This is a genomic window from Rhodococcus sp. MALMAid1271 (assembly GCF_049195265.1).
GTDB lineage: Bacteria > Actinomycetota > Actinomycetes > Mycobacteriales > Mycobacteriaceae > Rhodococcoides.
Genome location: NZ_JBMIRQ010000065.1, coordinates 15,028 through 41,206 on the forward strand (window position 1 = coordinate 15,028; position 26,179 = coordinate 41,206).

Genomic DNA, 26,179 nt, shown 5'->3' on the forward strand with positions numbered 1-26,179 from the left:
CGCGCCATCACCGATCGGAGGACCGAACGACTGTGAGCACGTCCTCACCGAACCGCTCCAGCTTCTTGGCCCCGATTCCCGGTATCGCCACCAAGCCACGCTCGTCCTGAGGTTGCTGCTCGGCAATCGCCGTGAGTGTGTTGTCGCTGAACACCACGTACGCGGGCACCTTCAGTTCACGGGATTTGTCCAGTCGCCAGGACTTGAGCGCATCGAGCAGGGCGACGTCGACGTTCGACGGGCAGCTGTCGCAGCGGCCGAGCATGGTCGCCGACGTCCCGATCAGGGGCTTTCCGCACAACCGGCACTTGGGCCCTGACTTCTTGGCCGCCGGTGCCGCGATTCGTGATGCGGGCGAATCCTCGGGGACGAGGCCGTTGAGAAACCTCGATCGGCGACGCGACTTACGCCCACCTTCGTTGCGGGCGAGCGCCCAGGACAGATGGAGGTGGACCCGGGCGCGCGTGACACCGACGTAGAGCAGTCTGCGTTCCTCCTCGACGGCCGCCTCGTTGTTGGCGCTGGGATCGTTGCCGATCGCGTGCGAGATCGGCAGAGTGCCGTCGGCCAGCCCGACGATGAACACCGCATCCCACTCGAGCCCCTTCGCCGCGTGCAACGAGGCGAGCGTGACGCCCTGCACCGTCGGTGGATGCCTCGCCTCGGCGCGAGCTGCCAACTCCCCCAGTAGCTTCTCGAGCGTCAAGTCCGGCTCGTGCACGAGGAGTTCTTCGGTCAGTTGCACCAGACCGCCGAGCGATGCCCACTTCTCCCGGGCCTGTGCGCCGGCCGGTTCGGTGGCCGTCAGACCCAACGGGGCAAGCACGGCCCGCACCAGGGCGGTCAGACCGTCCCCCGCCTGCGCACCCTCGGGCAGATCGTCGCGCCCGGCAGCCTGCCGGAGCGCGTTGACTCCCTGCCGCACCTCGGGCCTGGTGAAGAAGCCCTCGCCGCCGCGAACCTGATATGGAATCTTCAGCTCGGTCAAGGCCTGCTCGTGGGCCTCGGACTGTGCGTTGATGCGGTACAGAATCGCGATCTCGGCCGGCTCCACGCCTTTCGAGATCAACCTCTTGACCGCCCGTGCCACGCCGTCGGCTTCCGCCGGCTCGTCGTCGTACTCGAAGAACTCCGGCTCGGGTCCCGGCTCGCGCTGGCCGATCAATTGCAATCTGGTGCCGGCAATGCGACCACGTGCGGCACCGATGACGCGGTTCGCGAGCGAGACCACCTCGGGCGTCGATCGGTAGTCGCGTTCGAGCCGAACCACGGTGGCCTCGGGGTATTTCCGGGAGAAGTCGAGAAGATACCGCGGGGAGGCACCGGTGAAGGAATAGATGGTCTGATTCGCGTCGCCGACGACAGTGAGATCGTCTCGTTCACCCACCCAGGCGTCGAGGACACGTTGCTGCAGCGGCGTCACGTCCTGGTACTCGTCGACGACAAAGCAGCGGTAGCGCTCACGGAACTCGTCGGCCACCGACGAGTGTTCTTCCAGGGCCGCTGCCGTGTGCAGGAGCAGGTCGTCGAAGTCGAGCAACATACCGTCACCGCCACGGGACTTGAGCTCCTCGTAGCCTGCATACACAGCGGCGACCTTCGCTGCGTCCATCGGAACATCACGGCGGTTGCTGGCCGCGATACGCGGATAGTCCTCGGGTGCGATCAGAGATCCCTTGGCCCACTCGATCTCGCCCGCGAGATCTCTGATCGCGTCGGTGGACGTGGACACCCCGGCGCGGTTGGCGGCCTGCGAGACCACGGTGAACTTGCGATCGAGCAACTGCCACCCGGTGTCTCCGACCACCTGTGGCCAGAAGTACTTGAGTTGGCGCATCGCAGCGGCGTGAAACGTGCGGGCCTGCACCGGCGGTCCGTCCCCGCCGACACCGAGTTCGCGCAGGCGGCCGCGCATCTCCCCTGCCGCGCGTGCAGTGAACGTCACCGCCAGCACCTGCCCAGAGGACACGTGCCCGGCCGAGACGAGGTGCGCGATGCGTCGGGTGATCGTGCGCGTCTTGCCCGTACCAGCGCCGGCGAGAACGCACACCGGGCCACGAGGAGCGAGTACCGCCGCGGATTGCTCCGGATCGAGTCCGGCAGTCATCGCGTCGTCAGCCATGAGGACCATTGTGTCAGTGCGTACCGACAGCTCCCCCGCCCTGTCCCGGCCTGTCCCGTCCCTGTTCCGGGATCGGCAGGAACAATCGCGTCGGCGCTCCTGTTGACTGTTGTCGTGACTGCTTCCGAGAACACTCCGCAGACCCCGGCCGCGCTGACCGTCTACTCCACCACGTGGTGCGGCTACTGCCGCCGCCTCAAGACGCAACTCGACCAAGCCGGTATTGCGTACACCGAGATCGACATCGAGCAGAACCCGGAGTCAGCCGATTTCGTCGGCAGCGTCAACAACGGCAACCACGTGGTACCCACCGTGCTCTTCGCGGACGGCTCGACGGCCACCAATCCCAGTCTCGCCGAGGTCGAACGCGCACTCTCGCGCTGACCCGGCCGAGTATCAGCTCGACGCCGCCCACGCCTCGAGCATTCCGCGTGCGATGGAGATCGACCCGGGAAGCAGCAATCTGGAGGTCGAATCGGACCCCCAGTCACCCAGTTCGAGAGCCGCGACCACTTCGGCTCGATCGAACCAGTGGGCCTCGGCAATTTCACCGTCCTGAAACGACAACGGCTGCTCCGGGTCGGCGACGGCCGAGAATCCGATCATCACCGAGCGCGGAAACGGCCACGGTTGGCTACCCAGGTACTCGATCTGGGAGACGTCGAGGCCGACCTCTTCCTCGATTTCCCGTGCCACACAGGTTTCCAGCGATTCGCCAGCCTCGACGAATCCCGCCAGCACGGAGAATCGCCGTTCCGGCCAGGCCGGCGCGCGCGCCAGCAGCACCCGGTCGCCTCCGTCGTGAACCAGGCAGATGACGGCAGGGTCGGTACGGGGAAATTCCTCGTGCCCGGTGGATGTGCTGGTTCGAGACCATCCCGCGCTCGACGGAATCGACGGCGCACCGTCGAGTGAGCTGAACTGTGCGCTCGCATGCCAGTTCAGGATCGCGAGGGCGGCGGTGACCATCGACAGCGCGTCACTGTCCAATCGATCGCCGTCGGTGCGTAGGTCGCCGAGCGTGCCCTCCACGATCTCCACCCGCCTCGCCCACAGGTGCCGATCGTCGTGAATTCCGAGAAAAACCGCGTCGGCCGTCGGCTCTGCTGCCACATCGAGCGCCGACGTGAGGACGAGGCCCGCCTCGTCGACGCCGAATCTTCCCCTGCCATCGACATCGAGTATTCGGCCGGTGGCCCAGCCCGCCGCCAGGGCAGCGGTGTCTCGACGCAATTCCTCTGCCCTGTTCAGTGGCGATCGGGACAAGCGAGGTGGGTGAGCGAGGTGGAATTTCGGCACACTCGAAACCTTACTTTGCCTTCGTTAATCACCCACACGACGGATGTAGAGCAGGCGGTCGGCCGCCTCGATCGCATCCACTTCCGCCGCCCCGACTCGAAACAGTTTGCCGCCCCGGACAACTCCGAGGACGATGTCGGTGAGGTGCCTCGGCGATCCGCCCACCTCGTCGCGTTCGACTTCACGCTCGGCGATCGCAAATCCTGCTTCCGGAGTCAACAGGTCCTCGATCATCTCCACCACGGACGGGGTCGAGGTGGCGATACCGAGCAACCTGCCCGCTGTTTCGGACGAGACCACCACCGAATCGGCTCCGGACTGTCGTAGCAGATGGGTGTTCTCTGCCTCCCTGATCGCTGCGACGATCTTGGCTTTGGGAGCTATCTCCCGAGCGGTGAGAGTCACCAGGACGGCGGTGTCGTCTCGATTGGTCGCCACGATGATGGCCGCTGCATGCTGGGCCCCGGTGAGCCGGAGCACGTCGGATTTGGTCGCCGAACCGTGCACGGTGACCAACCCCATAGCCGATGCGGCGTCCAGCACCGTCTGGTCGGTATCGACCACGACGATGTCGGACGCCGTCACGCCGTCTCCGAGCATCGCGTCGACTGCGGTTCGGCCCTTGGTGCCGAAACCGATGACCACGGTGTGATTGCGCACGCTGCGTCTCCATCGCTGAATTTTGAATGCCTGCCGGGACCGCTCGGTGAGAACCGACAACGTCGTACCGACCAGCAGAATGAGGAAAAGGACCCGAAGTGGTGTGATGACAAGGATATTGACCAGCCGCGCCGACGGGCTCATCGGTGCGATGTCTCCGTATCCCGTGGTCGACAGCGATACCGTCGCATAGTAGAACGCGTCCAGGAACGAGAGCTCGCCGTTCTGGGCGTCGCTGTAGCCGTCGCGGTCGAGGTACACCACGAACGCTGCGAGAAACAGAATTCCCAGCGCCAACAGCACCCTTTTGTAGATGGCGCGCCACGGACTCGATTCCAGTTCCGGCACTCGGAGCACTCCGACTAGCGCGAAATCGGGCTTGTCGGTCAGCGCACCACTGTCGCTCAGGCGCGCACGTAACCTACCTGCCACGTCGCCCGCCGAGGTACTCACCGAAGTCGAGATCATTCACGGCACGCAGCGTAACCCCACGAGACAAATCCGCGCCGACAACAGCCGATGTGGCACGGTGTGTGCATGACACAGGGACCAAGCCAGGCAGCGGCGCTGCTCCTCGCGGGACTGCTCACCGGGGCCGGCATTCTTCACTTCGTCACTCCGAAATTCTTCGATACTCAGGTCCCCACAGCGTTGCCGGGCTCGCCGCGCACCTACACCCAGGTCTCGGGCGTCGCCGAGCTGGCCGTGGCCGCGACACTGGCCGTTCCCAGGACACGTCGAGTGGGAGGCGCGCTGGCGGCTGCGCTGTTCGTCCTGGTCTTCCCCGCCAATATCAATCTCGCCTGGAAGTACGTGCAGAGCCCGAAGGCTTCACCGGCACTCAAAGCGGCCATGATCGCCCGCCTCCCGCTGCAGATCCCACTGGTCACCGAGGCTCTGAAGGCTCGTCGGAATGCCCCGTAGATCCTGACGGCTCGGTCGTCCTCGGACCATCGAGCAGCGCGGCCAACGCTGTGGCGTCCGGCAGGTTCTCAGGCGAGACGGTGTGACCGCTGCGGACGTAGTGGAATGCCGCACGCACCCGGTCGAGTGGCACGGGTTCGGCCCGCCCGATCGACATCAACTCCGCCCACGCCACACGATAGGCCGCGAGTTGCATTGCCACAGCCTGCTCCTCCGACGCTGTCGGCTCGGCACCGGTCTTCCAGTCGACGACGGTCCAGCCGCCGTCGGGGTCTGCGAACACGGCGTCGATGCGTCCGCGCAGCACCGTTCCCGCCACGGATGTCTCGAAGGGCACCTCGACTTCCACCGGGCTGCGCAGCGACCACTTCGAGTCGAGAAATGCCTGTTGCAGGGTCTCGAGGTCGACGTCGGCCGAGGCACCGGTATCGGCCGAGCCCGGCAGCTCGTCGAGATCGAGTAGCCGCGTCGCACCGAACCGTCTTTCGATCCAGGCGTGAAAGGCGGTTCCTCTGCGGGCCAACGGATTCGGAGGGAACGGTAGTGGTCTGCGCAGACGTGACGCCAGGGCATCGGGATCTGCAGCCAAGTCGACCAACTGCGTCACCGAGAGATTGCCCGGCAGGGTGACATCGACTCCCGCGACCGATCTCGCTGCCCGCTCCGCCAGCAGCGTCCGCACATCGGCAGCCCAGTTCTCCGGGTCCTCCTGCGTTCGATCCTGGACGGCCTCGCACTCATCGCTCGGTGCAGCCGAGACATCTTCCAGTGCGCGCAGCACTTCACGCGCTCCGCTCTCGACTGCGGCCCGCCTCGGGCCGAGCGGATCGCGTGGCCAGGACGCCGTGTGCGGCTCGGCCCCGAGCGGGTTCTGTGCCCCGTCCTCAGGAGCCGGTGTCCAGTGCTCGATCACCGCAGGCGCATCAGCGGATTCGCCGACCTGCCGGTACAACTCGTCGAGAAACTCGGACGGTCCGCGTGGCTTCGTGGACGTCTCGTCCCAGTGGTGGGCCGAAACGAACAGCACCCGTTCGGTGCGGGTGAGTGCCACATAGAACAGTCGCCGGTCCTCGGCGAGCCGACGCCGCGCCAGCGCATCCTTGTGACTCTTGACGGCGTCCTCGAGATCCTTGCGATTGTGGAGTCGGTCGAGTTCGAGAACGGGAACCCCTTCGGAGCCTTCGCCGTCGAGCGCGCGGTCACCGCGCAAGGTCGGCGGCAATTCGGCCAGTGCCCCGAGCCAGGTCGAGGATGCGTTGGAGGAGGGAAACACTCCCTTCGCCACGTGTGGGACGGCCACCACCTCCCATTCGAGGCCTTTCGCCGAATGGACGGTGAGCACCTGCACACGATGGGGTGCGACGTCGACCTCTCCGGGGGCAAGGCCGTCCTCGACCGTCTCGGCGGCGGCCAGGAACGACAGGAACCCGGTGACGGTGGCGGTCGGATTGTCGGCGTAATCGGCCACCACATGCGCGAACTCGTCGAGGTGTTCACGGCCGACCGCACCCTCGGTGCTGATCGGCGTGCGCGCCTGCGCTTCGACCCCGATGCCCATGATCCGTTCGATATCGGCGACCAATTCCGTGAGCGGTTGACCGATCCGGTCGCGTAGCAGATGCAGCTCGCCGGCCAGGGCGAGGATCCGGCGATGGCCCGCCTGCGAGTACCGCTCGGCCGGACCGGGATCGGCTATCGCATCGGCCAGTCCGGCCTGCTCCGACTGCTCACCGGGCAGCGCGCTACCGAGCGCCGCCTCGAGTGCCTGCGGGTCGTCGACCCGCCCCGCAGTGCCGTATCCGCCGCGGATCTCGAGTTCTCGGGCTCGCTGGGAGAGTGCCCGCAGATCGGTCGGCCCGATCTGCCACCGAGATCCGGTGAGGATGCGCATCGCCGAGCTACCGGCAGTGGGGTCGGCTACCAACCGCAGCATCGCGATGATGTCGGCCACCTCGGGAACATGCAGCAATCCACCGAGCCCGACGACCTCCACCGGCAACCCGCGGCTTCGCAGCATCTCCGCGATGGGCTCGGCGTCGGCGTTTCGGCGTACCAGAACTGCTGCGGTGGGCGGCGGCCGATCCTGCTCGAGGGCTGCGCGGTACTCCCCCGCTATCCGGTCGGCAATCCACTGTCGTTCGCCGAGGACGGTATCGGTGACGGCGAGTCGGATATCACCGTGAACCGCACCGGGCCGGGCCCGCAGAGTCGGCACCGGCACACCGACGCGGCGCAGTGGGTCGGTGATCAGGTTTGCCAGAGTCAGCGCCTCGGGCGGATTTCGCCAGCTGGTGAGCAACTCGAGCCGAGGTGCCGGGCTGCCGTCGGCGCCAGGAAAATCGGTGGCGAACCGAGGCAGGTTCGCAGCCGATGCGCCGCGCCACCCGTAGATCGATTGCATCGGGTCGCCGACGGCGGTCAGGGCCAACTGCGGGTCGGTCCCCGAACCGAACAGAGACGACAGCAGGACGCGTTGGGCATGGCCGGTGTCCTGGTACTCGTCGAGCAACACGAGCCGGAAGCGTTGCCGTTCGGCGATTCCCACCTCGGCATGCTCGGCAGCGACCCGCGCCGCCATCGACATCTGCGAGCCGAAATCCAGCGCTCCCTCGCGCCGTAGAGTCTGCGCCAGCCGTTCCACCAATGGCAACAACCCGATTCGTTGATGCTGGGCGTCGAGGATGTTCAGCAGCTCCTTGGTGGGGCCGCCGCGTTGTCGCGGCCCAGGACCGAGCGTGTGCACCAACTTCTCGAGCTCCACGTGCGCGTGACGCAGTTCCTCGGGGTCGACCAGATGCTCGGCCAATTGACCGGAGAGCGCGAGTACTGCCTCGGTCACCGAGGTGGGGTTGCGGTCGGTGTCCAGATCTCCGTCCCAGGTACTGACGACGCGATGGGCCAGCTGCCACAGTTCGGTTTCCGAGAGCAGCGTCGCGGACGGTTCGATCGGCAACAGCAAGCCGTGCTCGGTGAGCAATCGGCCGGCATAAGAGTGGTAGGTACTCACTTCCGGCTCGGCACCGAGGATGCGCTCGCGAAGCGCCAGACTGGGATCGAGTGCGCGCACCAGATCGGACCCGGCCAGCCGTGCCAGCCGGGCTCTGATCCGAGAGGTCAACTGCTGTGCAGCTTTTCGAGTGAAGGTCAGTCCCAGAACCTGGTCCGGGTCGACGAAGCCATTGGCCACCATCCACACCACGCGGGCAGCCATGGTCTCGGTCTTACCTGCACCTGCCCCCGCGACGACGAGCGTCGGGCCGGGCGGCGCTGCGATCACCGCGGCTTGTTCGTCGGTCGGCGGGTGCTTCTGTCCGAGCGCCCTGGCGAGCTCGATCGGCGACACCCGCACCGAGGCGGTCCGTGGCCTCGTCGATGTCGTCACTGCTCGGTCACCTGCCTGCCCGTCTCGTGTGCCGGACAACTGGACTTGACCGGGCAATGCCTGCAGCCGTCGTTGATCCGCGCCTCGAACGTGGGTCCCTGCGTTGCCGATGCGGCCTGGTGCACGGTGTCTCGCCACTCCTCGAGTCTCTCCGGCGTCGGCACTTCCTGGACACGCTGCGTCGCCCCGTCCTTGTTGTGGGGCTTGGCAACGAATACCAACCGCGCTCCGCCCGGCTCGCCCGCGGGCTCGCCCTCGATGGCACCTGCTGCCGCGGCAACCTGGTAGGTGGCCAGCTGATGGTGGTTACGGGCATCCTCCTTGGAGAGCACCGTCTTGGCCGTCTTGACATCGATGATCACCGGCCGACCATCGGGATCGTGCTCGAGTCGGTCGATGCGGCCGCGCAACGCCACCGCAGGTTCGTTCTCCGACCGGGCGTCGAGGATGCCGTCGACGCGCACTTCGACTCCGGCCTCGGTGAGCTCGCCTCGACTGCCCTGCAGCCAGGCCTCGAAGGTCTCGAGCATCGTCCCGGTTCGGTCGAGCTCGTGCCTCGAATACCACTGCGATCCGAGATCTACTGCATCCCAGGCTGTTTCGAGCGCCCGGCGGAGTCGATCCGGCGGTATCCGACCGGCCACCGCCTGCACGAGAGTGTGCACGAGTGTGCCGGTGACCGCATGGGTGTTCGTGCCGTCGTTGCCGCCGTGACGTTCGAGCATCCAGCGCAGTGGACAGGTGGTGAGCTGTTCCACCGTCGATGGCGACAGCGGAACCGGACCGTCGCCGAGCTGCCACAGCGGCGCGTCGGTGCTCGGCCCTGCCACGCCGAACCACTCGTCGGGATGCGCGCCGCGAACTCCGGCTTCGGCGAGCGTAGCCAGATGCCGCGCTGCTCGGGCTCGCCTGTCCGGATCCTGCTCGGCGACAACCGGATCGCATACGACACTGCGCAGCTCGGCCACCAGCATGGGCAGCGCAAGCACCCGGTGTGCAGCCTCAGGAGCGGGCAGCTCGGGTGCGAGATCCGACCCCGCTTCGGCGTCGTGGCCGCGCAGTTCGTCCACGAACCGCGACCGGACCAGATCCGCATCCCCGGTACTGGAATCGACGGCGGTGACGAGCAGCGTCGACCGAGCGCGACTGCACGCCACCAGAAAGAGGGTGCGTTCCTCGGCCAGCAACGGCGCGGACTTCGACAGTCGTCCGTCGAGTGCCGCAGCTGCGTCGACTGTGCCGGAGACGAGGTCGACCAGGGTGTCGGTGCCCAGGAGACTGCCGCGTGACCGCAGAGCCGGCCACAGCCCCTCTTGCACGCCGGCAACCGCGACGAACTCCCATTCCCGACCGGCCGCAGAATGCGCACTCAGCAGCGACACCGCATCGGCTCGAACCGTGGTGCGGTGCGAGTTGAGCATTGGAATTTCCTGTTGCGCAATGTAATCGAGGAATCCACCGACACTGGCCCGCGGTAACTTGTCCACGTATGCTGCTGCCGCGTCGAACAGCGCGACCACGGCGTCGAGGTCGCGGTCGGCCTGAGCCCCGGCCGAGCCGCCCCAGGCGGACGCGCTGGACCAACGCCGCTCGAGTCCCGATGCCTGCCATGCCGCCCACAACACGTCCTCGACACCACGACCGGCGCGGGCGAGCGCTCGTGCCTTCCTGATCACACCGAGGGTTCTGCGCAGCGGGGCCGACTCCACATCCGAGAGTCCGCCGGTCCACCCGGCACTCCCTCGCGTGTCGTCGGTGAGTATGACTCTGAGCAACTCGGCCGAGTCGCGCTCGCCGCCCGATGCGAGCTCGAGCCTGCGCACGCCCCGGCGCAGTCGGCGCAGACCCACCGGGTCGGCTCCACCGATCGGCCCGGAGAGCAGTGCGAGTGCATCCTCACCGTCGAAGCTCGGGTCGGAGATCGCCCGCAAAACCAGCAGGAGACCCACGGCTCCGTGCTGGCGGTGCAGCGGCAGCTCCGAGGTCGGGGTGATCATCGGCACCCCTGCGCCGTGGAGAGCTCGACGCAACGGTGCGAGGGTGCGCGGCACAGACCGAACCACTATCGCCATATCGGACCACGGCATGCCGTCGATCAGGTGGGCCCGGCGCATGGCGTCGGCGATGATCGCTGCCTCTTTCGCAGGCGAGGACACGACGTGCACTCGCGCTGTCGGTTCTCCGAATCGGGCGGTGCCCACCGGTTCGGGACAGCGGTGCCGACCGAGCCCGGGCAGCCGTCCGGCAACGATGTCGGTCAGCTCCGCGACCTCGGGCACGGACCGGTGGTTGCGGTCGAGCACGACGCGACGCGGCGAGTCCACCTCGACCAGGTCGGTCACGAAGGTGGGGTCGGCACCTCGGAACGTGAATACGGATTGATCGGGGTCCCCGGCGACGACGGTCGATTCGGTGTCGGTGCCGATCAGCCGGACCAGTTGTGCCGCTTGCGGATCGAGGTGCTGCGCGTCATCGACGACGAGATGGCGAATACGAGCCCGTTCACTGCGTAGCAGTTCGGGATCGGTGGCGAACGCCATGAGCGCGGCACCGATCAGCTCGGCGGCATCGAGACCAGGTGCCGTGGCTCCTGCCGCTTCCACTCCGACGGCACCGCGCAAGAGCATGGCCTGCTCGTACCGAGCGGCGAACCTCCCGACGGCCACCCACTCCGGTCTGCCGTGCTTGCGCCCGAGTTTGACGAGGTCTTCCGGGCCGATCCCGCGTTCGGCCGACCTGAGCATCATGTCTCGCACCGCGGTGACGAATCCTGCGGTGCCCAATGCCGGGCGCAACCGCTCCGGCCAGTCGTGTGCCCCGTCCTCGAGATCGCCGCGCAGCATCTCTCGCACCACAGCGTCCTGCTCGGCACCGGTCAGCAATCGCGGCGGCGGATTGCCGTACAGCGAAGCCTGCAGCCGCAGCACTGCGAAGGCATAGGAGTGCACCGTGCGTACCAACGGTTCACGGGTCGCCCGCAACGCATGATCGCCGCTGAAGAGACCTGAGGTGATGACCTCGCGCACCGCGGTTGCGGCCCGTTTGGACTGAGTGAGCACCAGAACCGACTCCGGATCACCGGTGACGATGCGCGAGACCGCGTAATCGGCGACCAGCGAGGTCTTACCCGTTCCGGGGCCACCGATCACCTGCCACGGATTCCACCGCGGAGCCCCTTTCGCGGCCTCCGCTGCCGAGTCGGGCGTCGACGACAGCAGCCGAGCCGCCGCACCGGTCCACGTGCGCGCGGGCCAAGCCACTTTGGGTGCCCGGACGAGGGTGACCGTCGCGCCGTGTCTGCTGTCCGAGCTCATGACACAGATGCAATCACGAGCCACCGACACCTCGGCCGCCGCCCGGAACAAGGGCGCGGCCCGGTCAGTCGAGCAACCCGTCTCGCAACGCACGCAGGACGGCGCTCGTTCGATCGTTCGCTCCGAGTTTGACGATCACCGAGGACATATGGTTCTTGACGGTTCCTTCGGCGAGATGCAGTACGTCGGCGATGGATCTGTTGGTGTACCCACTTGCCACGAGCCGTAGAACGTCGATCTCGCGGGCAGTGAGTGTTTCCGAGACTCCGACGTCGCTGCGGCCGTGCTTCCCGCTCCGAACAGCGTCCAGCAGTCGCTCGGTGATGGCAGGTTGAGCCACGGTGCGCCCGGCCGCGAGATCACGGACAGCACCGCAGAGCCGCTCGAAGCTCACGTCCTCGAGCAAGTAACCCTGAGCGCCTGCACGAAGTGCCCCGAGCACCAACTCGTCGTCGTCGAATGTCGTCAGAACCAAGCCGGGGAACTTCGGTCGACGCCGCCGGACCGATCGGGCTCGTCGCCACCGTGATCCTCGGGATCGCGTGCGCCGTCCGGTTGTTTCGCTGGTCCTAGGGCGATACGGCATAGTGGTCGACGTGCCCGAGTTGAATCTGCATACGTTCGGACCCGCAGACGGTCCCGAAATCCTGGCCGTCCACGGTGTCACCGGACACGGTGCCCGCTGGTGGGACCTCGCCGAGAACCACCTTCCCGAGGCAAGGATCCTGGCACCCGACCTCATCGGTCACGGGCATTCCCCGTCCACGCCGCCCTGGGACATCGACGCTCAGGTCACCGCTCTGAAAGCCGTGCTCGACGCCCATGCGCGTGGACCGGTTGTCGTCCTCGGCCATTCGTACGGCGGCGCGCTGGCCGTGCACCTCGCTCAGCGATTCCCCGAAGCTGTACGCGCGCTGGTCCTGCTCGATCCCGCGATCGCACTGCCTCCCGAGGAACTGCTCGACATGGCCGAGACGACGGCGAAGTTCCCCGATTACACCGACGCCGACGAAGCGCGATCGGAGAAGATCCACGGGGCCTGGGCCGATGTTCCCACCGCACTGCTCGACCGCGAGATCGTCGATCACCTGGTCCCCGCCGACGGCGGCAAAGTCTCGTGGCGAATGTCGATTCCGGCCATCGTCGCGACGTGGGGCGAGCTGGCTCGTCCGATCGTGGTGCCCGCCGAGAATGTCCCGACGATCGTGGTGCGGGCCATGCGTGTCGACCCTCCCTATGTGACGGACGAGTTCGTCTCGGCGCTGCGCGGCAAGCTCGGCGACAATCTCCGCACGGTGGAACTGGACTGCGATCACATGGTCGGCCAGGCCAAGCCGGTCGAGGTGGCCGATCTGGTGCGATCCGTGCTGTAGATGGCCCCCATCACCGACATCCAGGTAGAGCGGGTGCGCGCGCTCGTGGCGTCCATTCCAGCGGGATTCGTCGCCACCTACGGCGATATCGCTGCCGCTGCGGAGCTGTCCAGTCCGCGCATCGTCGGGTGGATCATGCGCACCGACTCCGCGGACTTGCCCTGGCATCGAGTACTCGGCGCCAGTGGCAAGCCCGCCCCACACCTGGCCGCAAGGCAGCTCGAGACGCTACGCAGCGAAGGCGTGGCGGTGCACGATGGCCGAGTCCCGCTGAAGTCGATTCGTTTCGACTTCGGGGCGCTCCCACCGCTACCTCCCACCGACCATTAACCTCGGAGCATGAACATCAGAGACTCGCTCGGACAGTTCGATCCGCGCCCGACCGCGAAGTACGCGCTGTCGGGCGCGAGCGCCTTCGTCGCCTCGGCCGGTCTCGTGGTGGACGAGGTCTCGGGCACTCGGGTAGCTGGACACATCGACCTGACGGAGGAGCACTTCACCCCGTGGGGTGTCGTTCACGGCGGCGTGTACACCGCCGCCGTGGAGAGTGCTGCGAGCATCGGTGCGAGCGAGGCGGTCAAGGATCGCGGTGAGTTCGCCGTCGGAGTGCACAACGGCACCGATTTCTTGCGCGCAAGCAAGGGTGGACGCGTCGATGTTCTCGCAGAACCGTTGCAGCAGGGTCGTATTCAGCAACTGTGGTTGGTAACCGTCACGGCCACCGACAGCGGCAAGACCATCGCCCGCGGTCAGGTTCGGCTTCAGAACGTGCCCCTGCCGACATGACAGCGCCCAGAACATGACCCGACCGGTGTGCGATGCGATCGTCCTCGCCGGTGGTCGCGGATCGAGAATGTTCGATCCCGGGTATACGAACTCCTCGCACGATGTGGACAAGCCGGCCATGACGGTCGGCGGACGACGCATGGTCGACATCGCCTTGGATGCAGTATCGAATTGCCGCAGAACGGTGTTGGTGGGACCGGCGCGCGACGGAGTGCCCGAGCACGTGTTCCAGACCCGCGAGACCCCCGCAGGGGGTGGGCCCGTCGCGGCCCTTGCCGCCGCACTGCGATTGCTCGACGGCACAGCGGATCTGGTGACGGTCATCGCGTCGGACATTCCGCGTCTCGACGCAGACGCCGTCACGTCGTTGATCACATCGATGCAGCACACGCAGTCCGACGCCGTCTACGCCCGCGACGGTGCGGGCCGCACCCAATTCCTGCTCGGCGTCTGGCGGTACGCCGCATTGAAGTCCGCTGTAGCACAGTTGGATTCAACGCAGGGTGCTTCGATGCGAAGAATCGTCCCGGTCGATCATCTGGTCATCGATCTACCCGGAATCGAAGACTGCGACACCCCCGCCGATCTTCTCGCCGCCCGCCTCGCCGTACAGCCCTCGGAGACACTCGACGTCGCCGACGCACTCGATCGCATCCGACACCACATCACCGCTCTTGCGACCCGTCGTGTTCGGTTACTCGACAGTGCCGGAAGTGTTCTCGCGGAACCTCTGGTGGCCGTGACAGCATTGCCTGCCGTCGACATTTCCGCGATGGACGGCTATGCCGTATGCGGCACCGAACCGTGGACGCTGCGTCCCGACATCGCGTACGCGGGAAGCGCAGATATCGCTGCGCTCACCGAGGGAACTGCGGTGCGCATCGCAACCGGAGCGGCGGTTCCACCCGGATCCACGTCGGTGGTACGTGACGAGCGCGTGACCGGTGGTTCGGACGGTGTGCTGCGCCGCCTGCCGACGGCACCCGAGGCCGACGACACGCGTCGACGCGGCGAGGATTGGCTACCTGGGGCGGAACTGGTGAGCGCAGGCACCCCGGTCGATGCTGCGGTACGGTCGCTGGCGGCCAGCGCGGAGATCACCGACATCGCAGTACGCGGACCCGTTCGCGGCCGAGTTGTGATCAGTGGCAATGAAATTCGATCGACGGGCCCGCTCGCCCCCGGCGAGACCCGGGACGTTCTCGGCTCGGTTCTTCCGGAGTATCTGGCGCACTGCGGCATCGACACGATCGATGTGACCCTGCTCGACGACTCGGCGACGGGATTCAGGGACGTCCTGACCCGAACGCAGGACGTCGATGTCGTCGTCGTCGTCGGAGCGACCGGCGGTGGCGCGGCCGACCAGCTGCGCTCCACACTGGCCGCGCTCGACGCGCACTCCATCGTCGGCCGAGTGCGGGTACGTCCCGGCGGTTCCCAGATCACCGCGGTACTGCCCGACGGCACCGTGGTGCTCGGCCTACCCGGTAACCCGCTCGCGGCCGTCAGCACTGCACTGCTGACGGCACCGTCGATCGTCGACGCTCTGACCAATCGGACGGTGCGCCCTCCTCAGCTCGGGCTGTTGTCCAATGCCGCCGATGTTCGATCTGCGGTCCCGCGCCTCGTCCCCGTCACCGCGGTCGGCACCCGCTTTCGAGCCGACACCGCGGTTCGTACCGCACATCTGGCCCATCTGGTCGGCCGCGATGCGCTTGCCCTGATTCCAGCGCAGATCAGCGACGACGAACCGGCGATAATTCTTCCGTTGCCACACCGATAGATCCACCGAGCGATCGAACGCCCTCGCGGTAGCGCGAGACGACCAGATCGACGACCGAGGAATGCACTCCGAGCGGATCACCGACGCCATCGGCACCTGCATCGGCCAACCGGGTGTGAAAGAGCCCGCGCGCCAACAGATACGAGGCCACGAACACACGTGCGTGCCCGGCTTCGCGCAGTGTGGCCACCGCGTCGGCCACGGTGGGGACACTGGTGGCGACGTAGCCGACGCGTACCGGGACCCCGGCGAGGTCGGTCAACATCTCCGCGGCGCGCCGGTGTTCGTCCAGTGCACGAGCATCGGAAGAGCCTGCCGCAGCGAGCACGACGGCGTCACCCGCCTGCCAGCCTGCATCGCGTAGCCGGTCGATCATGACCTCTGCCAGCACGGGGTCCGGTCCCAGAGCGCTGGTGACCGTGACCGAGGTGTGGGCGCTGTCGGCGATCTCTCTCGGCACATCGGTGTGAACGTGGTACCCCGATGCCAGGAATGCGGGCACCACGACTGCCGACTCGGGGGTGCCGCGCAGCACCTCGGCCGGGGACGGACCGAGTACGTCGACGAAAGCCACTCGCGTGGTGCCGATCCGAGTGGACACGGCATCGGCGAGTGCTGCGACCATCTCGACGCCACGGGGGTTTCGGGTGCCGTGTGCGACCAACACCAAGGTCGGTGTCATCAGTACTTTCCCCCGTCTACGGCGGCCACCCGTGGCTCCAATACTCCCGAGTCGCATGTCGATTCGGTCTCGACATGATCGAGGGCGATGCGATAGCCCCGCTTGACCACGGTCTGGATTGCTTTCGGAGCACCGAGTGAGGATCGAAGTCTGGTCATCGCGGTTTCCACCGCATGGGTATCGCCCCCGCCGCCGGGCAACGAGGCGAGCAGATCCTCCCGAGAGACGACACGTCCGGGGTTGCGGGCGAGCGTCTTCATCAACGCCATGCCTGCCGGAGACACCGGTCGCACCTCATCGTCGACCACGACGCACCGGCCACGAACACTGACCACGTGACCTCCTGCATGCAGCCGCCCGGTTCGGCGCGGCAGTTCTTCGGCGATATGCCGCGCCAGGGCGCCCAAGCGCGCCCGCGCGGGCTGCGTGGTGGTCACGTTCAATTGCTCGAGGGGAGCAGCCGTCACCGGCCCCACACAGACCGGAAGCACTCTCGATCGCATCGATTGCAGCAGGGGTTCGAGGACGCCGTTCTCGTCGGCACGCATCAGCATCGACGCCACCGCAGGCGCAGAGGTGAAGCTGAGCGCGTCGAGATCGCCGATGATCACCGATTCGATCATCCGATCCATCGGACTCTGATCGTCCGGGGCCGTCCAGCGGTACACCGGCACCGGAACCACCTCGGCTCCGGCGCAGCGCAGTACCTCGCAGAAGTCGGGGATGGGCTCCCATTCGGTGGTCGCGCCGTGTAGTTGCACCGCGATGCGCTTGCCCTCGATCCCCTCGGCAAGGAGATGTTCGAGTACTTCCGCCGAGGACTCGGAGGCAGGCGACCATTCCTCGCGCAGGTCGGCCGCCCGGATCGCCCCTTTCGCCTTGGGCCCACGAGCGAGCACCCGGGACGCACCGAGTGCGCGGCCGAGGTCTTCCACCTTGCCCCAGCCGTCTGCCGCCTCCATCCAGCCTCGAAATCCTATTCCTGTTGTTGCAACAGTGATTTCGGGTGGATCGGCGATGACGGCGGCAGTGACGCGTTCCAACTCGGCATCGTCGGCGAGCGGGATGATGCGGATTGCGGGTGCATGCATCACCGTTGCGCCCCGCCGCTCGAGTAGAGTCGCGAACTCCTCGGCCCGGCGGGAGGCGGTGATTCCCACGGTGAACCCGGCCAGAGGCGTTCCCGCCCCGGCGATTTCACTCACGTAGAGCCACCGCGGACGAGCACGACGCGGCCCTGGCAGGAGACCTCGAAGGATCCCAGCGTGACCTCGGGGTCGTCGAGACAACGCCCGTCCGCCAAGGAGAAGACCTGTTTGAGCAACGGCGATGCCACCGTTGGCTCGCCCCCACGATCACCCACCAAGCCGCGCGACATCACGGCCGCGCGACCGTACGGATCGATGTTGCCCACCGCGAACAGCCGTCCGTCGTCGAGCAGAAACAGCGCCGCCTGGGTACCGCCTCGCAGTAGCACGGCAACTCCCCGACCCGGGATCAGGGCGTCGAGGGTGCAGGCCGGGGTCCAATCATGAGCTACGTCGTTCGGTACTGCTGTGTGTGAGTCGATGACAGTCATGGCGTACCTCCTGGTCAGCTATTCCACGTTGCCGTTGTTTCAGGCCCGTTAAGTGGTGATTACTCGCCTGTGCACATGCACTCAGTGTCGTGACCGGTCGATTGTCAGAATCTGTCGGCCTACGAGCCGACTCGAGGCATGCCCATCAGCACCGGCACCTTGCGTGCCCCCGATTCGTCGAACGCGATGGTAGGGTCGGCCTCGCCCGGTGCGTTGACGAACGAGACGAAGCGACCGAGCTTGTTCTCGTCCTCGAGCACCCCTGCCCATTCGTCCTTGTACCCGGCGACGTGACGAGCCATGTCGGCTTCCAGTTCTGCGCCGATGCCGAGGCTGTCCTCGCACACGACCGCTCTGAGATGATCGAGTCCCCCGTCGAGCGACTCGAGCCACGGCGCGGTGCGCTGCAATCGGTCTGCAGTGCGCACGTAGAACATGAGGTAGCGGTCGATGTAACTCACCAACGTGGCATCGTCGAGGTTCGAGGCGAGCAACTGAGCATGCTTGGGTGATTGGCCGCCGTTGCCGCCGACGTAGAGGTTCCAGCCGCCCTCGGTGGCAATGATTCCGACGTCCTTGCCTCGGGCCTCGGCGCACTCACGTGCACAGCCGGAGACGCCGAACTTGATCTTGTGCGGCGACCGCAGACCCCGGTATCGGTTCTCCAGGTCGACGGCCATTCCCACCGAATCCTGGACGCCGTAGCGGCACCAGGTGGATCCGACACAGCTCTTGACGGTCCGCAGCGACTTCCCGTACGCCTGACCCGATTCCATTCCGGCGTCGACCAGACGTTTCCAAATTGCAGGCAGTTGCTCGACGCGGGCACCGAACATGTCGATGCGCTGGCCTCCGGTCACCTTGGTGTACAGACCGAAGTCGCGAGCGACCTCACCGATGACGATGAGCTGCTCTGGGGTGCATTCGCCGCCGGGCATTCTCGGCACCACCGAGTACGTGCCGTTCTTCTGGATGTTGGCCAGGAAGTGATCGTTGGTGTCCTGCAGCGATGCCTGTTCGCCGTCGAGGATGTGATCGGAGGACGTCGATGCGAGGATCGATGCCACGACGGGCTTGCAGATGTCGCACCCCTTTCCCGTGCCGTACTTGGCGATCAATCCGGAGAAGGTGCGGGTGTTCGTGGCCCGAACGATCTCGTACAGCTCGGCCCGGGACTGAACGAAGTGCTCGCACAACGACTTCGAGAGCACCACTCCCGATGCCGCCAGCAGCGACTTGATCGACGGCAGGCAGCCGCCGCAGGTGGTGCCCGCGGTGGTGCAGCTCTTCACGGTCGCCAGATCACAGGCTCCCTCGTCGATCGCCGAGCAGATCGCCCCCTTGCTCACCCCGTTGCAGGAGCAGATCTCGGCGTCGTCGGGCAGCGCACCGATACCGACCTGTTCGGCTGCCGGTGAGATCAGAGCACCCGGGTCGCCGGGCAACTCGCGTCCCACCAGCGGCCGAAGCAGCGAGTACGCCGACGCATCACCGACAAGGATTCCGCCGAGCAGGGTCTTCGCGTCGTCCGTCACCACGAGCTTGGCGTACGTGCCCTTGGGAGCGTCGCTGAACACCACCTCGAGCGCCCCGGGCGTAGCCCCCATCGCGTCGCCGAAGCTCGCCACGTCGACACCCATGAGCTTGAGTTTGGTGGACATGTCGGCACCCGGGAACTGCGCTGCGCCGCCGAGCAACCTGTCGGCCACCACCTCGGCGGTGGAGTATCCGGGCGCGACCAGGCCGTAGCACCGACCTTCGACCGCGGCGCATTCACCGATCGCGTAGACGGCGGGATCGGCTGTACTGCAGCCGATATCGACCATGATTCCGCCCCGCTCACCGATCTCGAGTCCGCTCTCGCGGGCGAGCCGGTCCTGCGGTCTGACCCCTGCGGAGAACACGAGCAATGCTGCCTCGATCGTGGTCCCATCACTCAACTCGACCGTCAGGGCACCGTCACTGTTCTCGACGATCGAGGACGTGCCCACTCCCACATGGACATTCAGTCCCAGCTCGGTGACCAGACGTGCCAGAAGCGCGCCACCGCCCTCGTCCACCTGCAGTGGCATCAGCCGTGGGGCGAACTCGATGACATGGGGCGTCATCCCCATCTTCTTCAGCGCATTCGCAGCTTCCAAACCCAGCAATCCACCGCCGACCACCACACCGACGGCACCCGGTCCCGCGGCATCGGCGCGGGCCCGGATCTTGTCGAGGTCGTCGAGGGTGCGGTACACGAAGCACGCGGGCAGATCGTGTCCGGTGATCGGGGGCACGAACGGGTAGGAACCGGTGGCGAGGACGAGCGCGTCGTAGCCGACCGAGTCGCCCGCCGAGGTCACGACGATGCGGTGGTCACGGTCGATGCGATCGGCCCGCACGCCGGTGCGCATCTCGACGAGTGCGTCATCAGGATAATTGTTGCCGGCCAGCGCCAGTTCTGTGTGGTCCCAGGCACCGACGTAGGACGACAGACCCACCCGGTCGTAGGCCGGTAGCGGCTCTTCGCAGAGCACCGTGACCTTCCACTCGGCCGCCTCGTCACGCGCGCGCAACGCTTCGACGAAGCGATGCCCGACCATTCCGTGGCCTACTACTACCGCGTTCTTCATTGCCGGTCCTTCCGAATTCGCGTTGCCGCGCAGAGCTTCTCGATTGCTCCTACGACGGTCGCGGCCGTGCCGGCCGCCGACGGACCGCTGCGAGGAAGACTGGTCGACTCTGGACTCCTGATCGGTGTGTGAACCGAACCTAGGAAAGTCATGTTGCCGCGACGCTGCCCGCAGTGACTCGGAAGATTAACTTGCTCTCACGCCGCCGCGGGGACCGGCGTGAGATGCGGCGTCACCAGGTGTCTTCGAGCATCCTCGGACGACAGCACAGATAACCTCCGAGGAGGAGGATTGCCACACATCCGGTCAGCGAAAACAGCGGCAGGCCCCATCCGCCGGAGCGGGTGTGCAAGAGCCCGAACAGAACGGGGCCGGTGGAGGACACCACATAGCCCAGCCCCTGGGTGAATCCCGACAGCGAGGACGAGCCTGCAGGCGTACGGGTTCTGAGGTTGATCAGGGTCAGCGACATCGGAAAGGTCATCGTGCCGAGACCGATCAGGCACACCCATACCACCGTCCCCGCGGACGGCGACCAGTGCAGGCCGCCGAAGCCGCCGAGGTAGCACAGTGCAGCGAGCACGACGAGCCCGAACGGATTGTGCAGTTTCGCGCAGAGGGTCGGAGCGGCCAGCGAGGTGACCAAGCCCATTGCGCCGAAGGCGGCGACCGAGGCCCCCGCCAACCCTTCGCCGATGCCCGAATCGACCAGCAACGTCGGGAGCCAGGTCAGCATGGAGTACGTGATCAGCGACGTCATCGCGAACATCATGACCATCCCCCACGCCAGGGTGGACCGATGAATCCGCCCACCGGATGTGGAGTGCACGGCGGCCGAACCCGCCTCGGCCGAGACGTCCTTCTCATCGTGCCCACGTCGGGCGATCACGACGCCGAGCCACGGCAGTGCGGCGGCGACGCCGACGATCGCCCACATTCCTATCGACAGTCGCCAGCCGTGGGCATCCGCGACCGGGACGGCCAACAGGGGCGGAATCATCGTACTGATCTGCAGCACACAGATGTAGATGGTGCTGACCACTGCCAGTCGGTCCGAGAAATACCGCTTCACCAGCGGGGGGATCACGACGTTGCCGATACCCATGCCTGCCAGGGCGATCGCGGACAGTGCAAGCAAGGATGCAGTTCCGGGCGCGAAAGCCCGAGTCGCCATACCCACGGTCGTCAGCGTCATCGCGAGCAGAGCTGCCCGTTCGAGGCCGGTGCGCTTGGCGAGGAACGGCGTGGCCAGGCCGAACACCGCGAACATCGCCGGAGGCAGCATCCCGGTGATTCCGATCACGGTGTCGCCGAAGTGCAGATCCGTGGCGATCCTGCCGAACAGTGGGCTGATGGACGTGACAGCAGCACGCAGGGTGAGCGCCGAGAGAACGATGGCCGCGAACACCAGAAGACGGCCCCGGACGATCGACACGGCAGTGGGGGTCGTTTCGGACACGGCAGAGGCACTCACACACCAATCATAGGATGACCGGATCATCGGGTGCAACGACGTATCATCGACGACGGACCATCAACCGAACGAGGAGCGTGTCGTGCGCCAGGTCAAGCGATCGAGCCTGATCTCACAGGTCACCGCCCAGCTGCGCGAGGAGATCACGTCGCAGCGATGGCCCGTCGGCAGTCGGATTCCCACCGAGCCGGAGCTGTGCGATCTGACCGGCACGGGACGCAACACCGTGCGCGAGGCTGTGCAGGCGCTCGTGCACGCAGGCATGCTCGAGCGCCGACAGGGCTCGGGCACCTTCGTGCTGACCAACTCGGGCCTCGGCGGCACTCTGGGCAAGTACTTCTCGGACGCCCGGCACCGCGACGTCACCGAACTGCGCGAGACACTCGAAGTCACCGCGGCTGCGCTCGCGGCAGACCGGCGCGACGACGAAGACATCCGCGCCATGCTCGACGCTCTCGACAATCGCAACGCGGCGTGGTCGAGTGGGACTCCGCTGGCCGAGGCCGTCGGCATCGACGCCTGCCTGCATCGCACCATCGTCGCCGCCAGCCACAACGCCATCTATCTCGAGTTCTACGACTCACTGCTTCCGGTCATCCACGAGGCGATACGAGATCATTTCCTCGATCACGACGACGATTACATCGCCGAGCACACCACCCTGGTTCAGGCGATCATCGACGGTGACGTCGGCGGCGCGACGACAGCGGCCCGATCGCTCTTCCGAGAGCTGTCCGAGCCCCCAACTCGCGCAGCAGAACTCACAGAATGAGACGTACCAGGTCTGCTGTCCGCGCGAGGCCCGGGAACGCCTCCGAGGTAGACCTCGGATGCAGTGCATGAACGGCCAGTCGAAACATCAACGCGCGCAGTAGCATCTGCGGCCACTCCGGAAGAGCGTCCCAGCGGCCGACCAGCCCGTCGTCCGCGTCGCCCCAGGAGAGCGCATCCACCACGGCTACTCCGGCGGCCCACGGCGCGGGTCGCCAATAGGGCGTGATGTCGCTGATTCCGGGTGCGTCACTGCCCGAGAACAAGACCGTCCCGAACAGATCGCCATGCACCAACTGATCCGGCGACTCGACGGGCTTACGCAGTGTCGCAAGCTGTTTGACCAATTCGAGGCTGGTCCTGCCGTCATTGGAAGAAGGCTCGGGCGCTCCCGCGCCCCGCGCCGACCGAAGCGGGACGGCCTCCCAGGCCGCTCTGTCCGCCGCCACGAACACGTCCACATCGGCCCACGGTGCCACGGGCGGCTGAACCAGAAAACGGGGGCGCTCGAGCTGCGCCGTCGCTGCGTGCAGCCGCATCGCCAACGAGACCACCTCGTCGTGACGAGGCTCGGGTTCCCCGGCCACGAACGTGTCTGCGCGCCAGCCCGACACGACGTATCGGCCATCGGTGGAGCGCACAGGGCGGGCCAGTCGAACCCCGTCGACCGACAAGGTCTCACGCACCTTGGCCGACCAGGCGGCGCGAGCATGGTCGGCAACCGGAGACAACACGACATCACCCAGCCGCCACCCGCCGTCCCAGTCAGCACCGAGCGGCGCAGGGTCGACATCGCGCAGCCCGAACGTAGAGATCACGTGCTGAGGAGGTTCGACAGAGCTCACGAACGCAACGGTACCGCCGATCAGGCCGCCACCGCGGACGACGCGCACACCCGCTCCGCATCAGTAGATGGGCATACCCGGGTCGATCTGCTTGGCCCACTCCACAATTCCGCCCTGCAGATGGGACGCGTCCGAGAAACCGGCACCGACCACGGCAGCAAGCGCTTCTGCAGACCTGATGCCGGTTTTGCAGTAGAGCACGATCGGTACATGCTGGGGAAGATCGGTCAGGGCGGCCCCCGAGAGAATTCGGTCCTTGGGAATCAGGCGCGCACCGTCGATACGGACTATGTCCCACTCCACCGGCTCACGCACGTCGATCAGTGCCACCTCGCGGCCGGAGTCCAGCATCGTTCGCAGTTCCTGGGCAGTGATGGTCGCGTCCTTCGATTCGACGGCGGGGACGACTCCGCAGAATGCCTCGTAGTCGATCAGTTCGGTGATCGGGACCCGGTGCGGATCGCGACTGAGGCCCACCGTTCGATAGCTCATGGCCAACGCGTCGTAGATCATCAGTCGGCCCAACAACGTGTCGCCGATTCCGGTGATCAGCTTGACGGCCTCGGTCACCATGATCGACCCGATCGAGGCACACAGAACGCCCAGCACCCCGCCCTCGGCACACGAGGGAACCATGCCCGGGGGCGGGGCCTCCGGGTACAGGTCGCGGTAGTTGATGCCTGCTCCGTCCGGCGCACCGTCCCAGAACACCGACACCTGGCCCTCGAATCGATAGATCGAACCCCACACGTACGGGATGCCGACGATGGCGGCCGCGTCGTTGACGAGGTATCGAGTAGCGAAGTTGTCGGTCCCGTCGAGCACGAGGTCGTAGTTCTCGAACAGCTCGAGCGCATTCGAGGAGTCGAGCCGAACCCGATGCAGCCTGACCTCGACCCCGTCGTTGAGCTCGAGAATCGAGTCCCTGGCGCTCTCGGCTTTGGGACGTCCTACATCGGATCGCCCGTGAATGATCTGCCGTTGGAGATTGGACAGTTCGACATCGTCGAATTCGACTATTCCCAGGGTCCCGACGCCCGCGGCCGCGAGGTAGAGCAATGCGGGCGATCCCAGTCCCCCGGCACCGACGACGAGCACGCGCGCATGTCGGAGCCGCTTCTGCCCGTCGATACCCACGTTGGGGATGATCAGGTGGCGGCTGTACCGGGCAACTTCCTCGGGCGTCAGTTCGCCTGCGGGTTCGACCAGGGGAGGTAGGTGGACCACGACGCAGCGACGCTCCTCGACTCGACACGGCGACCGGGGACCCGACGCGCCGCCTTCGAATCTAATCCGCGCCCGATCACCCTCGCGGGTAGGGCCACGGATTGAAGCGGCAGGTCTTGCCGTCCATGGGCACGACACCCTCCGGATCCAGGCGCGCAATGTCGTCGTTCGATGTCCCGAACGTTTGCTGCATCATCACCGGTGCGAGCCCGCCGTCGGTCTCACACGGCTGATGCTGCTGGTACCCGATCGCGTGGCCCACCTCGTGATTTATCTGATATTGACGGTACGAGCCGATGTCGCCCTGGAACGAGATCGCCCCTCGCACCCATCTGGGCTCGTTCAGTACTACTCGTCCGATCCCCGGGTTGTAGCAGGAGACCTCGAGCTGGATGTCGTATCCGCAGGCCTGACGGATCGACATCTGCGAGGTCAGCGAGATCCTGAAATCGGGATCGCCTTGGTCGATTCGCCGAAACGCAAAGCGTGGGTCGTTCGTCCAGCTCTTGGGATTGGCGAGCGTCTGGTCCACCAGTCGTCCGAACGACTCGTCGCCGCCGAACCCGACCGTGTCCACACCGTCCTCGACCTCGACGGTGTACGTGAAGACCCGCTCGGTCCCCTGCCCCACCTGATCGGTGGTACCGGACACGATGTGCCAGGTCTGGGCACCCTGAACCGTGAACGGACCGCCGTCGGGAAGCTCGCCCGAGGGCACCGACGACGCGAAGTTGCCATCGGCCTGCGGGGGCACGCCGATGATTCCGGTGCCCGACGTCGTATCTCCGCTGAGGGTGCCGAACCCGGGATCGACATCCGTGCTCTGCACTGCGTTACCGGCAATGGGCTCGCCGGTGCGCACAGCATCGACCACGACGAGACCGGTGACCACGATCAGGATCGGCACCGCATATGCGCGCCATCCGTACGTCGAGGCGAATTTGCCCAACCTGCTCTGCTTGCGTACGTCACGATCGGGCCGAGAACTGCGTTGTTTGACCTCGCGTTGCGTCGGGTCCCACTGCGCGCGGAGGGGTTGATGCGAACCCCGGCTTCCCACCGTGCGAGGGAAGCCGTCCGTCCGATCTCCGTACTCGTCGTCGACACCGCCCGACGGCACACCACCGCGAATGCGCGGCCCGCCTCGGTCAGTCACTCGATCACAATCTCACAATCCTTGCCGCCCGCCGCTCGGCACGCCGAAAACGGCAACGGAACTATCGGGTTCCAGGTATGAAATCATCATACGAACAAACCTCTCGATCGGTTTCGGCACTCTCGCATTTCATCGCCATCACCCGGGATTCCGATGGTGCTGACGACCACGAGTATCGTTACCTGTG

Annotated in this window: 21 protein-coding genes; 7 read left to right on the top strand and 14 right to left on the bottom strand. The window is 66.3% G+C overall.

Translation table 11 applies throughout. The annotated features are described in order from the left end of the window. Positions 1-7: 7 nt before the first annotated feature. Positions 8-2,122: an ATP-dependent DNA helicase UvrD2 gene (locus ACOQFP_RS08210; protein ID WP_374222383.1), complete on the bottom strand. Its 2,115-nt coding sequence runs from the start codon at positions 2,120-2,122 to the stop codon at positions 8-10. A 114-nt stretch (positions 2,123-2,236) separates the two neighbouring features. Here ACOQFP_RS08210 and ACOQFP_RS08215 point away from each other — a divergent pair, with 114 nt between their 5' ends. Then, entirely contained in the window at positions 2,237-2,506 is a 270-nt protein-coding gene (locus tag ACOQFP_RS08215) for a mycoredoxin (protein WP_421583996.1), read from the top strand. Between the two features lie 12 nt (positions 2,507-2,518). On the opposite strand, the gene nudC is transcribed toward ACOQFP_RS08215, so the two are convergent. Together nudC and ACOQFP_RS08225 are read right to left on the bottom strand one after the other, a co-directional pair. Further along, positions 2,519-3,421 carry an NAD(+) diphosphatase gene (nudC, locus tag ACOQFP_RS08220; protein ID WP_341243337.1) on the bottom strand — a complete coding sequence of 301 codons (903 nt, stop codon included), beginning with the start codon at positions 3,419-3,421 and terminating at the stop codon, positions 2,519-2,521. A gap of 24 nt (positions 3,422-3,445) precedes the next feature. Then, entirely contained in the window at positions 3,446-4,513 is a 1,068-nt protein-coding gene (locus ACOQFP_RS08225) for a potassium channel family protein (protein WP_206489938.1), read from the bottom strand. A gap of 105 nt (positions 4,514-4,618) precedes the next feature. Here ACOQFP_RS08225 and ACOQFP_RS08230 point away from each other — a divergent pair, with 105 nt between their 5' ends. After that, a complete protein-coding gene (locus tag ACOQFP_RS08230; protein ID WP_421583997.1) occupies positions 4,619-5,005 on the top strand; it encodes a hypothetical protein in 387 nt (128 codons plus the stop codon). Here ACOQFP_RS08230 and ACOQFP_RS08235 read toward each other — a convergent pair. From ACOQFP_RS08235 to ACOQFP_RS08245, 3 genes are all read right to left on the bottom strand, one after another. Beyond that, positions 4,968-8,387 (bottom strand): ATP-dependent helicase, encoded by a 3,420-nt coding sequence (locus ACOQFP_RS08235; RefSeq protein ID WP_421583998.1) that lies wholly within the window; start codon positions 8,385-8,387, stop codon positions 4,968-4,970. The two genes, ACOQFP_RS08230 and ACOQFP_RS08235, sit on opposite strands and share 38 nt — an antisense overlap. Further along, positions 8,384-11,701, bottom strand: a complete 3,318-nt coding sequence (locus ACOQFP_RS08240) for an ATP-dependent helicase (RefSeq protein ID WP_421583999.1) — start codon at positions 11,699-11,701, stop codon at positions 8,384-8,386. Before ACOQFP_RS08240 ends, ACOQFP_RS08235 begins: the two co-directional genes overlap by 4 nt. Positions 11,702-11,765: 64 nt before the next feature. Further along, the gene (locus tag ACOQFP_RS08245) at positions 11,766-12,176 is read right to left on the bottom strand and encodes a LuxR C-terminal-related transcriptional regulator (RefSeq protein ID WP_421584000.1); all 411 of its coding nucleotides are present in this window, start codon (positions 12,174-12,176) and stop codon (positions 11,766-11,768) included. A 121-nt stretch (positions 12,177-12,297) separates the two neighbouring features. On the opposite strand from ACOQFP_RS08245, the gene ACOQFP_RS08250 reads away from it, so the two are divergent. From ACOQFP_RS08250 to ACOQFP_RS08265, 4 genes are read left to right on the top strand one after another with little or no spacing between them, the layout of a single operon-like run. Then, positions 12,298-13,074 carry an alpha/beta hydrolase gene (locus ACOQFP_RS08250; protein WP_307830800.1) on the top strand — a complete coding sequence of 259 codons (777 nt, stop codon included), beginning with the start codon at positions 12,298-12,300 and terminating at the stop codon, positions 13,072-13,074. After that, positions 13,075-13,404: an MGMT family protein gene (locus ACOQFP_RS08255; RefSeq protein WP_206489864.1), complete on the top strand. Its 330-nt coding sequence runs from the start codon at positions 13,075-13,077 to the stop codon at positions 13,402-13,404. A gap of 9 nt (positions 13,405-13,413) precedes the next feature. Then, complete coding sequence (locus ACOQFP_RS08260; protein WP_241256820.1) at positions 13,414-13,860, top strand: PaaI family thioesterase; 447 nt, start codon at positions 13,414-13,416, stop codon at positions 13,858-13,860. Positions 13,861-13,873: 13 nt separating this feature from the next. Beyond that, a complete protein-coding gene (locus tag ACOQFP_RS08265) occupies positions 13,874-15,643 on the top strand; it encodes an NTP transferase domain-containing protein (RefSeq protein ID WP_421584001.1) in 1,770 nt (589 codons plus the stop codon). Here ACOQFP_RS08265 and ACOQFP_RS08270 read toward each other — a convergent pair. The 5 genes from ACOQFP_RS08270 to ACOQFP_RS08290 all read right to left on the bottom strand — a co-directional run bounded on the left by ACOQFP_RS08270 (position 15,597) and on the right by ACOQFP_RS08290 (position 21,993). After that, a complete protein-coding gene (locus ACOQFP_RS08270; protein WP_421584002.1) occupies positions 15,597-16,325 on the bottom strand; it encodes a sirohydrochlorin chelatase in 729 nt (242 codons plus the stop codon). The two genes, ACOQFP_RS08265 and ACOQFP_RS08270, sit on opposite strands and share 47 nt — an antisense overlap. Further along, on the bottom strand, positions 16,325-17,530 hold the full coding sequence (locus tag ACOQFP_RS08275; protein WP_421584003.1) for a uroporphyrinogen-III synthase: 1,206 nt from the start codon (positions 17,528-17,530) through the stop codon (positions 16,325-16,327). Before ACOQFP_RS08275 ends, ACOQFP_RS08270 begins: the two co-directional genes overlap by 1 nt. Next, on the bottom strand, positions 17,527-17,904 hold the full coding sequence (gene nirD, locus ACOQFP_RS08280) for a nitrite reductase small subunit NirD (RefSeq protein WP_206489860.1): 378 nt from the start codon (positions 17,902-17,904) through the stop codon (positions 17,527-17,529). The genes ACOQFP_RS08275 and nirD overlap by 4 nt, the downstream gene beginning before the upstream one ends. 119 nt (positions 17,905-18,023) lie before the next feature. After that, positions 18,024-20,519, bottom strand: a complete 2,496-nt coding sequence (gene nirB, locus ACOQFP_RS08285) for a nitrite reductase large subunit NirB (RefSeq protein WP_206489859.1) — start codon at positions 20,517-20,519, stop codon at positions 18,024-18,026. A gap of 232 nt (positions 20,520-20,751) precedes the next feature. Further along, the gene (locus ACOQFP_RS08290) at positions 20,752-21,993 is read right to left on the bottom strand and encodes an MFS transporter (protein WP_421584004.1); all 1,242 of its coding nucleotides are present in this window, start codon (positions 21,991-21,993) and stop codon (positions 20,752-20,754) included. Between the two features lie 82 nt (positions 21,994-22,075). Between ACOQFP_RS08290 and ACOQFP_RS08295 the strand changes: the two genes are divergently transcribed. Continuing rightward, a complete protein-coding gene (locus ACOQFP_RS08295; protein ID WP_341243326.1) occupies positions 22,076-22,765 on the top strand; it encodes an FCD domain-containing protein in 690 nt (229 codons plus the stop codon). Here ACOQFP_RS08295 and ACOQFP_RS08300 read toward each other — a convergent pair. From ACOQFP_RS08300 to ACOQFP_RS08310, 3 genes are all read right to left on the bottom strand, one after another. Continuing rightward, the gene (locus ACOQFP_RS08300; RefSeq protein ID WP_206489856.1) at positions 22,755-23,609 is read right to left on the bottom strand and encodes a TIGR02569 family protein; all 855 of its coding nucleotides are present in this window, start codon (positions 23,607-23,609) and stop codon (positions 22,755-22,757) included. The two genes, ACOQFP_RS08295 and ACOQFP_RS08300, sit on opposite strands and share 11 nt — an antisense overlap. 60 nt (positions 23,610-23,669) lie before the next feature. After that, on the bottom strand, positions 23,670-24,836 hold the full coding sequence (moeZ, locus tag ACOQFP_RS08305) for an adenylyltransferase/sulfurtransferase MoeZ (RefSeq protein WP_421584005.1): 1,167 nt from the start codon (positions 24,834-24,836) through the stop codon (positions 23,670-23,672). A gap of 76 nt (positions 24,837-24,912) precedes the next feature. Continuing rightward, the gene (locus ACOQFP_RS08310) at positions 24,913-25,992 is read right to left on the bottom strand and encodes a DUF3152 domain-containing protein (protein ID WP_421584006.1); all 1,080 of its coding nucleotides are present in this window, start codon (positions 25,990-25,992) and stop codon (positions 24,913-24,915) included. Positions 25,993-26,179 lie beyond the last annotated feature (187 nt).

Bases quoted from the DNA above. Each gene is read 5' to 3' on its own strand.
- ACOQFP_RS08210 (WP_374222383.1), bottom strand. From the start codon at position 2,122: ATGGCTGACGACGCGATGACTGCCGGACTCGATCCGGAGCAATCCGCG.
- ACOQFP_RS08230 (WP_421583997.1), top strand. From the start codon at position 4,619: ATGACACAGGGACCAAGCCAGGCAGCGGCGCTGCTCCTCGCGGGACTG.
- ACOQFP_RS08240 (WP_421583999.1), bottom strand. From the start codon at position 11,701: ATGAGCTCGGACAGCAGACACGGCGCGACGGTCACCCTCGTCCGGGCA.
- ACOQFP_RS08255 (WP_206489864.1), top strand. From the start codon at position 13,075: ATGGCCCCCATCACCGACATCCAGGTAGAGCGGGTGCGCGCGCTCGTG.
- ACOQFP_RS08260 (WP_241256820.1), top strand. From the start codon at position 13,414: ATGAACATCAGAGACTCGCTCGGACAGTTCGATCCGCGCCCGACCGCG.
- ACOQFP_RS08265 (WP_421584001.1), top strand. From the start codon at position 13,874: ATGACCCGACCGGTGTGCGATGCGATCGTCCTCGCCGGTGGTCGCGGA.
- ACOQFP_RS08270 (WP_421584002.1), bottom strand. From the start codon at position 16,325: ATGACACCGACCTTGGTGTTGGTCGCACACGGCACCCGAAACCCCCGT.
- nirD (WP_206489860.1), bottom strand. From the start codon at position 17,904: ATGACTGTCATCGACTCACACACAGCAGTACCGAACGACGTAGCTCAT.
- nirB (WP_206489859.1), bottom strand. From the start codon at position 20,519: ATGAAGAACGCGGTAGTAGTAGGCCACGGAATGGTCGGGCATCGCTTC.